The organism is Anaerotruncus sp. DFI.9.16, assembly GCF_024461615.1.
GTDB lineage: Bacteria > Bacillota > Clostridia > Oscillospirales > Ruminococcaceae > Anaerotruncus > Anaerotruncus massiliensis.
Genome location: NZ_JANFZX010000067.1, coordinates 1 through 13020 on the forward strand (window position 1 = coordinate 1; position 13020 = coordinate 13020).

Consider the following 13020-nt stretch of genomic DNA (forward strand, 5'->3'; position numbering starts at 1 on the left):
AAGCCCCCTGCGGCTTCTTTCCCCCATTTCTTGTCCGCACAAGAAATGGGGCCGCCTGCCGGGGCGGGACCCGGCAACTCCGCCGCTCGATGAGCGGCAAACCAAAAAGCCTAAGAGTTGTAGCGGTTCATCGCAAGGTCGATCTTGCCGTCGACGATGAGCATGGCGGCGCGGGCGGCGGTGTCGAACACCTTGTCGAGCGTTTCCGCCTGGTCGGCGGGGAACTTGCCGAGCACCCACGCGGCCAGGTCGTAATCGGGGCGGGGCTTTTTGCCCACGCCGATCTTGACGCGGGGGAAAGTGTCCTTCCCGGTCAGATAGATGATGCTTTTGATGCCGTTGTGGCCGCCGTCGCTGCCCTGCCGCCGGATGCGCAGGCGGCCCACGTCGAGGCTTACGTCGTCGAAGAGGACGAGCACCTGCTCGATGGGGATCTTGTGGAACTGCATCGCGTCGCGCACCGCCTCGCCCGAGTTGTTCATGAAGGTGGAGGGCTTCATCAGCAGCACCCGGTGCTCCCCGATCATCGCGTCGCCGCAGAGGGATTTGAATTTGAGTCGGTCGATTTTGGCCCCCAGCTTTTCGGCGAGGGCGTCGACGGCCAGGAAGCCCGCGTTGTGACGGGTGTTTTCATAGTCGCGGCCGGGGTTCCCCAGGCCGACGACGAGATACTCCACCGGGCCGCGCGGCAGGGCGGAGAGGGTTTTTGTCTGGCGTTTCAAAAACATGGAACCGCTCCTTCTTCCCGCAGACGGGAAAAGGACGGGATATCGTCGGATACCCCGTCTCTGGATTGTGAATTTCGCGCCGGCGTCAGACGAAGAGGGGGGACACCGGCTTGTCCTCGTAGATGCGTTCGATCGCCTCCGCGAAGACGGGCGCGACCGACAGCATGGTGATTTTGTCGAGCATCTTTTCAGGCGGGATGGGGATGGTGTCAAGCAGGACGAGCTCCTTGATGCAGCTCTGTTCAATCCGCTCGAGCGCGGGCCCGGAGAGTACCCCGTGGGTGGCGCAGGCGTACACCTCGCTGGCGCCGCCCTTTTCGAGGATCGCCTGCGCGCCGTTGCAGAGGGTGCCCGCGGTGTCGATCATGTCGTCGACGATGATCGCCTTTTTGCCGCGCACATCGCCGATGATGTTCATGACCTCCGAGACGTTGGCGCGCTGGCGGCGTTTGTCCACGATGGCCAGCGACACGTCGAGCCGCTCGGCGAACTTGCGCGCGCGGCCGACCGAGCCGAGGTCGGGGGAGACGACGACGATCTCCTCGCGCGGCTCCCCCGAAAAGCGGGAGCCGAAATAGGGGGCGAGCAGCGGCACGCCCTGGAGATGGTCGACGGGGATATCGAAGAAGCCCTGGATCTGGGAGGCGTGCAGGTCCATCGTAAGCACCCGGTCGGCGCCCGCGACGGAGATGAGGTTGGCGCACAGCTTGGCGGAAATCGGCTCGCGCGCCTTGACCTTGCGGTCCTGGCGCGCGTAGCCGTAGTAGGGGACGACCGCCGTGATCCGCCCGGCCGACGCGCGCTTGAAGGCGTCGATCATGATGAGCAGCTCCATCAGGTTGTCGTTGACCGGCCGGCAGGTCGACTGCACGACGAACACGTCGGAGCCGCGCACCGACTCGCCGATGTTCACCGAGATCTCCCCGTCGGAAAAGTGCCTGACCTCGCTCTTGCCGAGCGGCAGCCCGAGGTTGCGGGCGATCTGCGCCGCCACCTTGGGAGTCGCGTTTGCAGCGAAAATTTTGATGTCCTTCCCGTGAAGATTCATGCCGCCGTTCCCCTTCCCGTTATGCCCTTTATTTTTTGTCCGCCTTGAAGGCGATTTTCTCGTCCGACCAGCCCTCTTTGATCTCCTGCCGCACCCGCCCGATCGCCAGCGCGCCGGCGGGCACGTCGGAATCCACCGTCGTACCCGCGGCGGTGTACGCACCCTCGCCGATCCGGACCGGCGGGATCAGGTTGGTGTTGCAGCCGATGAAGGCCCGGTCGCCGACGGTGGTGCGGAACTTCTTCTTGCCGTCGTAGTTGGCGGTCACGACGCCGCAGCCGAAATTGCAGTACCGGCCCACGTCGCTGTCGCCGATATAGGTCAGGTGCGCGATCGACGTCCCGTCGCCGACCGTCGCATTCTTGACTTCCACAAAGTCGCCGATCTTCACGCCGTCCCCGATGTGGCTGTCGGGCCGCAGCTGGGTGAACGGCCCGATGCGGGTGCCCTCCCCCACGGTCGAGTCGGTCAGGTAGGAGGCGAGCACGCGGGTGCCCGCCCCGACGGTGGAATCCTTGATGTAGGAGTTGGGGCCGATGACGCAGCCCGGGCCGATCACCGTCCTCCCCTCGAGGACGGTACCCGGCAGAATCCGCGCGTCGCGGCCGATCTCGACCTGCGCGCCGATCAGAATGCCGTCGGCGCAGGGGATGTCGACGCCGTTATCCAGGTGGCGCAAGAGCATCCGCTCGCGCGCGAGAGTGTTGAGCGCGAGCAGCTGCCTGCGGTCGTTCGCGCCGAGGACGATCTGCGCGTCCTCGCAGAACCAGGCCCCCACCCGGCGGCCCTCCGCGGCCGCGATGGCCGGCACGTCGGTCAGATAGTATTCCCCCTGCGCGTTCTGGGGGGTGAGCTTTGCGAGCGCCCCGGCCAAAAACGCCGCGTCGAACCAGTAGACGCCCGCGTTGATCTCGGTGATCGCGCGGGTCGCCTCGTCGCAGTCGCGCTCCTCCACGATGGCGCGCACGCCGCCGTCCGGACCGCGCAAAACCCGCCCGTAGCCGAACGGGTCGGCCGGCCGCGCGCTCACGAGGGTCACGGCGTTTTGCTCGGCGCGGTGCTGCCGGAGGGCAGCGGTGATCGCGCCTCCTTCGATGAAGGGGGCGTCCCCGTAGAGCACGAGCGCGTCGCCGCCCGCGGCCAGCGCGTCCGCGGCCGCCATGACCGCGTGCCCGGTGCCGCGCCGCTCCCGCTGGCAGACGAATTTGCAGCCGGGGGAAACCGCCGCCTCAACGAGTTTTGCACCCTCCCCCGTCACGATCGTGATGTCGTCGATCCCGGCGTCGCGCACGGCGTTTTCCACCCACCGGATCATCGGCTGAAAAAGCACCTCGCAAAGCACCTTGGGCCGGTCGGATTTCATGCGTTTTCCGTCCCCCGCCGCAAGGATGATCGCAAAGGTGCGCCTGTCTTGTGCGGCCAAAGCCATCCCGCCTTTCCGCGCCGCGCCGGCCGCCCGGGGCCGGAAAACGCCTGCGCATCGGTATTTTGCAGGGCCGCGGGCGGCTCCGCCGCCCTCCCATGCATTTATTATCGCAAGTTTTTGAGCAGTTTGCAAGAGATTGCGCGGGGATTTTGTCGTAATATTGGAAATAATTTTTGTGTAAAACGGTATAAAGGGGCTGGAAAAAACACACATTCTTTGATATAATGAAATGCATGCAGACAGGCTTCCCGCTGTGGCCGCGGGCGCCCCGACCGCGTGCGTTTCATCCGCGCGGACCGCTCTGTTTCGGCGCTTGCCGCAGCGAGCGCCGTTTTTCCGGTGGTCAACAAACAAAATGGAGGTAAAAAAAGTGGGAAAAAAATTCGTTTACATGTTCTCCGAGGGCAATAAGGACATGCGTGAGCTCCTCGGCGGCAAGGGCGCGAACCTCGCCGAAATGACCAAGGCCGGCATGCCGGTTCCGCAGGGCTTCACCGTCTCGACCGAGGCCTGCACCCAGTACTACACCGACGGCCGTCAGATCAATGACGATATCCAGAAGCAGATTTACGAGGGCCTCGCCAAGATGGAGGAGATCTGCGGCAAAAAGTTCGCGGATCCCCAGAACCCGCTGCTCGTCTCCGTCCGTTCGGGCGCGCGCGCCTCGATGCCCGGCATGATGGACACCATCCTCAACCTCGGCCTCAACGACACCGTCGTCGAGGGCTTCGCGAAGTTTACCAACAACCCGCGCTTCGCCTATGACTCCTACCGCCGCTTCATCCAGATGTTCTCCGACGTCGTCATGGAGCTGCCCAAGCCCGAGTTCGAGAAGATCATCGACCAGGTCAAGGAAGAGAAGGGCGTCAAGCAGGATATCGAGCTGACCGCCGACGACATGAAGGAGCTTGTCAAGCGCTTCAAGGCCTTCTACCTCGAGAAGAAGGGCGTCGAGTTCCCGCAGGAGCCCAAGGTCCAGCTCATGGAAGCCGTCAAGGCCGTCTTCCGTTCGTGGGACAACCCCCGCGCCAACGTCTACCGCCGCATGAACGAGATCCCCTACGACTGGGGCACCGCCGTCAACGTCCAGCAGATGGTCTTCGGCAACTCGGGCGACAAGTCCGGCACGGGCGTTGCGTTCACCCGCAACCCGGCCACCGGTGAGAAGGCGCTCTTCGGCGAGTACCTGATCAACGCGCAGGGCGAGGACGTCGTCGCCGGCGTGCGCACCCCCTCCCCGATCAGCCACCTCCATGAGGATATGCCCGAGGTCTACGACGAGTTCGCGAAGATCGCCGACCGCCTCGAGAAGCACTACAAGGACATGCAGGACATGGAGTTCACCATCGAGAACGGCAAGCTCTACATGCTCCAGACCCGTAACGGCAAGCGCACCGCCGCCGCCGCCCTCAAAGTCGCGGTCGACCTCGTGGACGAGGGCATGATCGACGAGAAGGAGGCCGTCCTGCGCGTGGAGCCCAAGCAGCTCGACGCTCTGCTGCACCCGCAGTTCGATTCCGACGCGCTCAAGACCGCCAAGCTGATCGGCAAGGGCCTCGCGGCCTCCCCGGGCGCCGCCTGCGGCAAGGTCGTCTTCTCCGCCGAGGATGCCAAGGAGTGGGCCGACCGCGGCGAAAAGGTCGTTCTCGTCCGCCGCGAGACCTCCCCTGAGGACATCGAGGGCATGGCCGTGGCGCAGGGCATCCTGACCGTCCGCGGCGGCATGACCTCCCACGCGGCCGTCGTCGCGCGCGGCATGGGCACCTGCTGTGTCTCCGGCTGCGGCGAGATCGAGGTCGATTACGACGCCAAGAAGTTCACCCTCGGCGGCATGACCATCAACGAGGGCGACTATATCTCCATCGACGGCTCCACCGGCAACATCTACGGCCAGGCGGTCCCGACCGTCGCGGCCTCCATCTCGGGCGACTTCGGCCGCTTCATGGCCTGGGCCGACAAATACCGCAAGCTCCAGGTCTGGACCAACGCCGACACCCCGCGTGACGCCAAGCAGGGCTTCTCCTTCGGCGCACAGGGCATCGGCCTGTGCCGCACCGAGCACATGTTCTTCGAGGGCGAGCGCATCAAGGCGATGCGTGAGATGATCGTCGCCGAGAACACCGAGGACCGCAAGAAGGCCCTCGCCAAGATCATGCCTTACCAGCAGGGCGACTTTGAGGCGCTCTACGAGGCGATGGAGGGCCAGCCGGTCACCATCCGCTTCCTCGACCCGCCGCTCCACGAGTTCCTGCCCACCAAGGCGGAGGACATCAAGGAGATCGCCGGCGAGCTGGGCATCACCGTTGAGAAGCTCAAGGCCGTCATCGAGAGCCTGCACGAGTTCAACCCGATGATGGGCCACCGCGGCTGCCGCCTCGCCGTCTCCTATCCGGAGATCGCCGAGATGCAGACGACCGCCGTCATCAACGCCGCCCTCAGCGTCACCAAGAAGGGCAAATACAACATCAAGCCGCTTATCATGATCCCGCTGGTCGGCGAGGTCAAGGAGCTCAAGTTCGTCAAGGACGTCGTCGTCGCCACCGCCGACAGGATCATCAAGGATTCCGGCGTGAAGATGGAGTACGAGGTCGGCACCATGATCGAGATTCCGCGCGCGGCCCTCACCGCCGACGAGATCGCGACCGAGGCCGAGTTCTTCTCCTTCGGCACCAACGACCTGACCCAGATGACCTTCGGCTTCAGCCGCGACGACGCGGGCAAGTTCCTCGACTACTACTACGAGAACAAGATCTACGAGTCCGATCCGTTCGCCCACCTCGACCAGAAGGGCGTCGGCAAGCTGGTTGAAATGGCTGTCAAGCTCGGCCGCCAGACCCGCCCCGACATCCACCTGGGCATCTGCGGTGAGCACGGCGGCGACCCGACGTCCGTCGAGTTCTGCCACCGCACCGGCCTGGACTATGTCTCCTGCTCGCCCTTCCGCGTGCCGATCGCCCGCCTTGCCGCCGCGCAGGCCGCGATCAAATTCCCCCGCTAAACAGCATTGAAAAGGTCCCCCGCGTTTGCGGGGGACCTTTTTTGCGCCTTTGCTACTCCGGCGGAAGACGTGTCGCCCGATAAGACGCGTCCTGCGGAATCCATTTGGGGCAGGCCGCCATCCCCGGTCGGCAATGCCTGACGCGCGGCGGATGCACACAGTGTCCGCTGATGGGAATGTATTGGCCCTCCCTCCAAATATAGTGCTGCCGGTAATAGCCGCAGTCCTGACAGGTATGTTCGTTGTCCATATCCATAGTAAATAGGCCCCTTCATAAATTCATTCTATGATCAACTTTAAAACGTCGGCCTCCCGGTCTCGTCACCGTCGACGACCCCATTCTATCACTCCCGTAAGATAATATGAAGAAAATAGATATACCGTATATTCACAAAATTTAAATTGCGTTGCAGCAGGCCCCGTTCTTTTTTTCTTGAAAAAAGAACCAAAAAATCGCTTTTCAGGATAGAGCTTCCGCGCTTTGCAAAGCGCGGCAAGGGGCTCCGCCCCTTGACCCCGCCGCCTTTGAAAAGGCGGGCGAAACTTTATAGAGCGTCGGGTTTTCCCGCCGCCCTTGCATGTCGGCCCGCTTTTTACTATAATAAGAAGGAGTATTGCGCCCGCCGCCCGGCGCGCGCCAAATCATCAAAAGTTCTCCGCCGAAGCCCTCTTTCAAGAGGGCTGGAAAGGTGTTATGAAACGGATTTTTCGTGCTGTGACCTCCTACCTCCGCCAGACCGACAAATGGCTCTGGGCGATGTGCCTTGCCTTCAGCGCCTTCAGCGTTCTGCTGCTCGGCGGCATCCACGATTCGGGCAACGCCATCAACGCCGCCGACGTGGGCCTGCGTCAGATCGCCGTGCAGGCGGGCGCCGCCGCCATCGGCGCGGCCGCGGCGGTCGTCATCTCCCGCTTCGACTACCACACGCTCGGCCGCCTCTGGAAGCTGCACGTCCCGCTTATGTACGGACTGGTGCTGCTCACCTTCCTGATCGGCGAGGGCACCGCCGCGCGCCCCGAGGATAAGTCCTGGCTGCGCCTCGGGCCGCTCACCCTCCAGCCGACCGAGCTGCTCAAGATTTCCTTCATCCTCACGCTCGCCTACCACATCTACAAGCTCCACGATCAGGTCAACCGCCCGGTCAACCTGCTGGCGATCTGCGTGCACGGGGCCATCCCCGTCCTGCTCGTCCACTTCCAGGGGGACGACGGCACCGCGCTGGTCATCGCCTTCATCTTTGTGGGGATGCTTTTCGCGGCGGGAATCAGCTGGAAATACGTCGTCGCGGCGGTGGTGGCGGCGGTGGCCGCCGCGCCGCTCGCCTGGAACTATGTCGTCAACCCCGACCAGAAGCAGCGCATCCTCGCGCTCTTCGACCCCAACGCCGACCTGCTCGGCGGGCTTTACCAGCAGTATAACGCCAAGCTCGCGATCGGCTCGGGGCAGATCTGGGGCAAGGGGCTCTTCGGCGTCAGCCACCAGTATGTCCCCGAGGTGCACAACGACTTTATCCTCGCCTTCATCGGCGAATCGTTCGGCTATGTCGGGTGTCTGGCCGTCATCGCCCTCTTCGGGGCGCTCTGCTGCAAGATGCTCCACAACGCCCGCCGCGCGGAGGATTCCCTCGGCCGGCTCATCTGCGTCGGCGTCTTTACCCTCATCTCCGCGCAGGTCTTCGTCAACGTGGGCATGTGCCTCATGGTGCTGCCCGTCATCGGCATCACGCTGCCCTTCCTCTCGGCGGGCGGCTCGTCGGTGCTCGCCATCTACCTCGGGCTGGGACTTGTGCTCTCGGTCTACATGCACACCTCCCGCAACCTCTTCAGCCGTTGATCACGGGGGCGTTCCCCCTGCCCGCCGGGCGGCGGATCACATCGTATGGAAAGGACCGTAGCCATGAAGACTGACATCGAGATCGCGCAGGCGGCGTCCATGCTGCCCATCCATGAAATCGCCGACCGCTTGGGGATCCTGCCGGAGGAGCTGGAGCCCTACGGCCGCTACAAGGCCAAGCTGTCCGAATCGGTCTACGCCCGGCTGGCGGACCGTCCCGACGGCAGGCTGGTGCTTGTCACCGCCATCAACCCCACCCCCGCTGGCGAGGGCAAGACCACCACGACCGTCGGGCTGGGCCAGGCGATGAAAAAGATCGGCAAAAACGCGATCATCGCGCTGCGCGAGCCCTCCCTCGGGCCGGTCTTCGGCATCAAGGGCGGCGCGGCGGGCGGCGGCTATTCGCAGGTCGTGCCGATGGAGGACATCAACCTGCACTTCACCGGCGACATGCACGCGATCACCGCCGCCAATAACCTGCTCTGCGCGGTGCTCGACAACCACCTCCAGCAGGGCAACGACCTCGGCGTCGACCCGCGCCGCATCCTCGTGAAGCGCTGCATGGACATGAACGACCGCGCGCTGCGCTCCGTCGTCGTGGGGCTTGGCGGCAAGGTGAACGGCGTGCCGCGCGAGGACGGCTTCATGATCACCGTCGCCAGCGAGGTGATGGCGATCCTCTGCCTCGCTGCCGACCTGACCGACCTCAAAAAACGTTTAGGCGATATTCTCGTTGCTTATACTTGCAGTAATACCCCCGTCTACGCGCGCGACCTCCGGGTGAACGGCGCGATGGCGGCGCTTTTAAAGGACGCGCTCAAGCCGAACCTCGTGCAGACGCTCGAAAACACCCCCGCGCTCATGCACGGCGGGCCGTTCGCGAACATCGCGCACGGCTGCAACTCGGTGCGCGCGACCCGCCTGGCCCTCAAGCTCGCCGACTACACGATCACCGAGGCGGGCTTCGGCTCCGACCTGGGCGCGGAGAAGTTCATGGACATCAAATGCCGTTACGCGGGGCTTTCGCCGTCCGCGGTCGTGCTCGTTGCCACGGTGCGCGCCCTCAAATATAACGGCGGCGTGCCCAAGGCCGAGACGGGCGTCCCCAACCCGGACGCGCTCAAGCGGGGCCTTGTGAACCTCGCGGCCCATGTGGAGAACATGCAAAAGTTCGGGGTGCCGGTCGTCGTGGCGATCAACCGCTTCGCGGCGGACAGCGACGAGGAGCTTGCCATCCTCGCGGACTACTGCAAACAGGCGGGCTGCCGGTTCGCGCTCTCCGAGGTGTTCGCGAAGGGCGGCGAGGGCGGCATGGAGCTCGCGCGCGCCGTCGTCGAGGCGTGTGAGGACCCGTCCGATTTCCATCCGCTCTACGACACCGCGCTCCCTATAAAGGAGAAGATCGAAGCGATCGCGACGCGTATCTACGGCGCGGCGGCGGTCAGCTACAGCGCGGCGGCCGAAAAGATGATCCGGGAGATCGAGGCGCTCGGCAAGGCCGACCTGCCCATCTGCGTGGCAAAGACGCAGTATTCCCTCTCGGACGACCCGGCGAAGCTCGGGCGGCCGCAGGGCTTCACAGTCAACGTCAAGGAGATCCGCCTGTCGGCGGGGGCGGGCTTCATCGTGGCGCTCACGGGCGACATCATGACGATGCCCGGCCTGCCGAAAGCGCCCGCCGCCTACCAGATCGACGTGGACGCCGACGGGCATATCTCCGGCCTCTTCTGATTTTGAATGGCAAGGAAGGTACCTCTGTGATACGATTTTTGAGCCGCTCCACCCGCGAGACGGAGGAATTTGCCGCCGCCTTTGCCGAAAAGCTGCGCCCGGGCGACGTGATCGCCTGCCGCGGCGGCATGGGCGCGGGCAAGACCGCCTTCGCGCGGGGTCTGGCGCGCGGGCTGGAACTCACCGACGAGGTGTCCAGCCCCACCTTCGCGCTGGTGCATGAATATACGCATGGTAATATTTCACTCTATCATTTCGATATGTATCGTGTTTCCGGGTTCGACGAGCTCTATTCCACCGGCTTTTTCGACTATCTCGAGCAGGACGGCGTGCTCTATATCGAGTGGAGCGAAAACATCGAGGGGGCGCTGCCCGCCGGCGCGGTCACGCTGACGCTCGAGCGGGTCGACGACGACACCCGCCAACTCACCATCGAGGGGGAACGGTTTTGAAGATTCTGGCGATCGACACCTCCTCCCAGTCGGCCTCCTGCGCCGTCACCGAGGAGGGGAAGCTGCTGGGGGAGTTCTTCACCAATGTGAAGCTGACCCATTCCCAGACCATCCTGCCGATGGTCGAAAACCTGCTGGAGCAGACCCGCGTCGCCCTCCCGGAGATCGGGCTCTTCGCCGTCACCGACGGGCCGGGCTCCTTCACCGGGCTGCGCATCGGGCTTTCCGCCGTCAAGGGGATGGCCCACGCGCTCGGCAAAGGCTGTGTGGGCGTCTCGACCCTCGAGGCGCTCGCGTGGAACCTTTCGGGGATGGACGCCGCCGTCTGCCCCGTGCTCGACGCGCGCTGCTCCCAGGTCTACACCGCGCTCTTCCGGTCGGGCGGGGATTTCCCCGAGCGGCTGGCCGACGACGAGGCCGTCTCCCTCTCCACACTCGAGGAGCGGCTGAAAAAGTTTGGGGAGCGCGTATTTCTTGTTGGAGACGGGGCGGAAATGTGCTATAATATGTTCAAAGATCGGGTGGCAAACCTCACCCTTCCCTCGCCCGCGCTGCGCTTCCCGCGCGCGTCGTCGGCCGCGCTCGCGGCCGGACGGGCGTATCTCCGGGGAGACGTCCTGCCGCCCGCTTCCCTTGCGCCCGCATACCTGCGCCTGCCGCAGGCGGAACGCGAGCGCCTTGCCAAACTGACGAAAGAAGGTTCAAGCATATGATCGCATTGGCAGCTGACCACGGCGGCTTCTCCCTCAAGGAGGAGGTCCGCGCCTGGCTCGACGAACAGGGGATCGCCTACAGGGATTTCGGCTCCTATGACGGCGCGTCCTGCGACTATCCCGATATGGCCGCGCCCGCCTGCGAGGCGGTGGTCTCCGGCGAGTGCGAAAGGGCGCTGCTCTTCTGCGGCACCGGCATCGGCATCTCGATCGCGGCCAACAAGGTCCCGGGCATCCGCGCGGCTTGCTGCTCCGACTACTTCAGCGCGAAATTCACCCGCATGCACAACGACGCCAACGCCCTCTGCATGGGCGGCCGGGTCATCGGCCCGGGGCTTGCGATCGAGCTGGCCGACGTCTTTCTCCACACCGAATTCGAGGGCGGACGCCACCAGCGCCGCATCGACAAGATTTCCGCTTTGGAAAGCAGGTAATTCACCACACCATATCTACTGACAGGGGGACGTAACATGTCAAAGCCGTTTATTATGGACCATCCGCTCATCCAGCACAAGATCACGCTCCTGCGCGACAAGAACACCGGTTCCAAGGAGTTCCGCGAGCTGACCAACGAGATCGCCATGCTGATGTGCTATGAGGCCACCCGCGACATGCCGATGAAGCAGGTCGAGGTCGAAACGCCCATCTGTGTCGGCAAGTTCAACGTGATCGCCGGCCGCAAGATCGCCTTCATCCCCATTCTGCGCGCGGGGCTCGGCATGGTCGACGGCCTGCTCTCCCTCGTTCCCGCCGCAAAGGTCGGCCATATCGGCATGTACCGCGACCCCGATACCCATATGCCTGTCGAGTATTACTGCAAGCTGCCCGCCGACATCCAGGAGCGCGACATCCTCGTGCTCGACCCGATGCTCGCCACCGGCGGTTCCGCCGTCGACGCGATCAACCAGCTCAAGGCGCGCGGCTGCACCAACATCAAGTTCATGTGCATCATCGCCGCGCCCGAAGGCCTCGCCGCCATGGAGAAGGCCCACCCCGACGTGCAGATCTACGTCGGCGCGCTCGACGACCACCTCAACGAGCACATGTACATCGTTCCCGGCCTCGGCGACGCGGGCGACCGCATCTTCGGGACCAAGTAAATTGCTTCGCGGGCGGCAGATCCCCAAACCCCGCCGACGGGGCAATCCATATTCTTGAAAAGCATATTTTGAGGCACTGTTTGGAAAGCTAGTTCCAAACAGTGCCTTTTTGTTTTGGGAGGAAACGATGAAAAATCTGAAATTTATCCTGACCGGCGCGGCGGCGGGGCTCTTGAACGGGCTCTTCGGCGCGGGCGGCGGCATGGTGGTGGTGCCGATGCTCCACAAGGACGGCCTGCCCGCCGAGCGCGCACACGCCACCTCGATCGCCGTGATCCTGCCCCTTTCAATCGCCAGCAGCGTTCTCTATCTCACACGCGGCTACCTCAACGTCATGAGCGCGGTAAAATTCATCCCGCTCGGCCTCGTGGGCGCGGGGATCGGCGCATGGCTGCTCCCCAAGATCAAAACCGTCTGGCTCCACCGTATTTTCGGCGTCATCGTGCTCTATTCCGCGGTGCGCCTGCTGCTGCAATGAGCTGGATCGTCATCGCCGTCGTCTCCCTTCTCAGCGGCCTGCTCGGCTCCCTCGGCATGGGCGCCGGGGCCGTGCTGCTGCTCTACCTGCGCGTTTTCGGCGGCGTGGAACAATTTGAAGCGCAGGGCATCAACCTCATCTTCTTTCTCCCCATCGCGGTGCTGTCCATCCTCCTGCACGCCCGCAACCACCTCATCAGCTGGAAGGCCGCCGGCGTCTGCATCCTCGCGGGCCTTCCCGCCGTCTTTCTCGGCGTGTGGCTCGGCGGCCTCGCGGGAGGGCCGCTGCTCTCCAAGTTCTTTGCCGGGCTGCTGCTCATCATCGGCGTGCGCGAACTCTTCCAGAAGGATACCGGCTCCCAGCCGACAGAGCATTCTTAGGTTTGCCGCTCCCGAGCGGCGGAGTCTGTCGGCAGGCAGCCGACGACGATTTAGATCGTCCGCTCATTGAGCGACGTAGCTTGTCGGTAGTCGACCGACAGCGAGTTCCTTTCTTGCTTGCCCAAGAAAGGA

General features: G+C 64.0%; 12 protein-coding genes. 9 read left to right on the forward strand and 3 right to left on the reverse strand.

Annotated elements, in window-relative coordinates; all coding sequences use genetic code 11:
- Positions 1-110 precede the first annotated feature (110 nt).
- The 3 genes from pth to glmU all read right to left on the reverse strand — a co-directional run bounded on the left by pth (position 111) and on the right by glmU (position 3199).
- Entirely contained in the window at positions 111-728 is a 618-nt protein-coding gene (pth, locus tag NE609_RS15290) for an aminoacyl-tRNA hydrolase (RefSeq protein ID WP_256153004.1), read from the reverse strand.
- Between the two features lie 85 nt (positions 729-813).
- A complete protein-coding gene (locus NE609_RS15295) occupies positions 814-1776 on the reverse strand; it encodes a ribose-phosphate diphosphokinase (protein ID WP_101548789.1) in 963 nt (320 codons plus the stop codon).
- Between the two features lie 28 nt (positions 1777-1804).
- Positions 1805-3199 (reverse strand): bifunctional UDP-N-acetylglucosamine diphosphorylase/glucosamine-1-phosphate N-acetyltransferase GlmU, encoded by a 1395-nt coding sequence (gene glmU, locus NE609_RS15300; RefSeq protein ID WP_242970801.1) that lies wholly within the window; start codon positions 3197-3199, stop codon positions 1805-1807.
- Between the two features lie 373 nt (positions 3200-3572).
- Here glmU and ppdK point away from each other — a divergent pair, with 373 nt between their 5' ends.
- From ppdK to NE609_RS15345, 9 genes are all read left to right on the forward strand, one after another.
- Entirely contained in the window at positions 3573-6200 is a 2628-nt protein-coding gene (gene ppdK / locus NE609_RS15305) for a pyruvate, phosphate dikinase (RefSeq protein ID WP_256153005.1), read from the forward strand.
- A 694-nt stretch (positions 6201-6894) separates the two neighbouring features.
- Positions 6895-8034 (forward strand): FtsW/RodA/SpoVE family cell cycle protein, encoded by a 1140-nt coding sequence (locus tag NE609_RS15310; RefSeq protein ID WP_256153006.1) that lies wholly within the window; start codon positions 6895-6897, stop codon positions 8032-8034.
- 63 nt (positions 8035-8097) lie between these two features.
- Positions 8098-9765 (forward strand): formate--tetrahydrofolate ligase, encoded by a 1668-nt coding sequence (locus tag NE609_RS15315; RefSeq protein ID WP_256153010.1) that lies wholly within the window; start codon positions 8098-8100, stop codon positions 9763-9765.
- Positions 9766-9791: 26 nt separating this feature from the next.
- A complete protein-coding gene (tsaE, locus tag NE609_RS15320) occupies positions 9792-10217 on the forward strand; it encodes a tRNA (adenosine(37)-N6)-threonylcarbamoyltransferase complex ATPase subunit type 1 TsaE (protein WP_256153007.1) in 426 nt (141 codons plus the stop codon).
- Positions 10214-10930, forward strand: a complete 717-nt coding sequence (gene tsaB / locus NE609_RS15325) for a tRNA (adenosine(37)-N6)-threonylcarbamoyltransferase complex dimerization subunit type 1 TsaB (protein ID WP_256153008.1) — start codon at positions 10214-10216, stop codon at positions 10928-10930. Before tsaE ends, tsaB begins: the two co-directional genes overlap by 4 nt.
- Positions 10927-11364 (forward strand): ribose 5-phosphate isomerase B, encoded by a 438-nt coding sequence (rpiB, locus tag NE609_RS15330; protein ID WP_101548777.1) that lies wholly within the window; start codon positions 10927-10929, stop codon positions 11362-11364. The genes tsaB and rpiB overlap by 4 nt, the downstream gene beginning before the upstream one ends.
- Positions 11365-11400: 36 nt before the next feature.
- A complete protein-coding gene (gene upp / locus NE609_RS15335; protein WP_101548775.1) occupies positions 11401-12030 on the forward strand; it encodes a uracil phosphoribosyltransferase in 630 nt (209 codons plus the stop codon).
- A gap of 127 nt (positions 12031-12157) precedes the next feature.
- Positions 12158-12508: a sulfite exporter TauE/SafE family protein gene (locus NE609_RS15340; protein ID WP_101548773.1), complete on the forward strand. Its 351-nt coding sequence runs from the start codon at positions 12158-12160 to the stop codon at positions 12506-12508.
- Positions 12505-12888, forward strand: a complete 384-nt coding sequence (locus tag NE609_RS15345) for a sulfite exporter TauE/SafE family protein (protein WP_256153009.1) — start codon at positions 12505-12507, stop codon at positions 12886-12888. The genes NE609_RS15340 and NE609_RS15345 overlap by 4 nt, the downstream gene beginning before the upstream one ends.
- Positions 12889-13020: the final 132 nt, after the last annotated feature.

What these genes read in the sequence shown, in the direction of transcription:
- pth (WP_256153004.1), bottom strand. Translation starts at nt 728, where the DNA reads ATGTTTTTGAAACGCCAGACAAAAACCCTCTCCGCCCTGCCGCGCGGC.
- NE609_RS15295 (WP_101548789.1), bottom strand. Translation starts at nt 1,776, where the DNA reads ATGAATCTTCACGGGAAGGACATCAAAATTTTCGCTGCAAACGCGACT.
- NE609_RS15310 (WP_256153006.1), top strand. Translation starts at nt 6,895, where the DNA reads ATGAAACGGATTTTTCGTGCTGTGACCTCCTACCTCCGCCAGACCGAC.
- NE609_RS15315 (WP_256153010.1), top strand. Translation starts at nt 8,098, where the DNA reads ATGAAGACTGACATCGAGATCGCGCAGGCGGCGTCCATGCTGCCCATC.
- rpiB (WP_101548777.1), top strand. Translation starts at nt 10,927, where the DNA reads ATGATCGCATTGGCAGCTGACCACGGCGGCTTCTCCCTCAAGGAGGAG.
- upp (WP_101548775.1), top strand. Translation starts at nt 11,401, where the DNA reads ATGTCAAAGCCGTTTATTATGGACCATCCGCTCATCCAGCACAAGATC.
- NE609_RS15340 (WP_101548773.1), top strand. Translation starts at nt 12,158, where the DNA reads ATGAAAAATCTGAAATTTATCCTGACCGGCGCGGCGGCGGGGCTCTTG.
- NE609_RS15345 (WP_256153009.1), top strand. Translation starts at nt 12,505, where the DNA reads ATGAGCTGGATCGTCATCGCCGTCGTCTCCCTTCTCAGCGGCCTGCTC.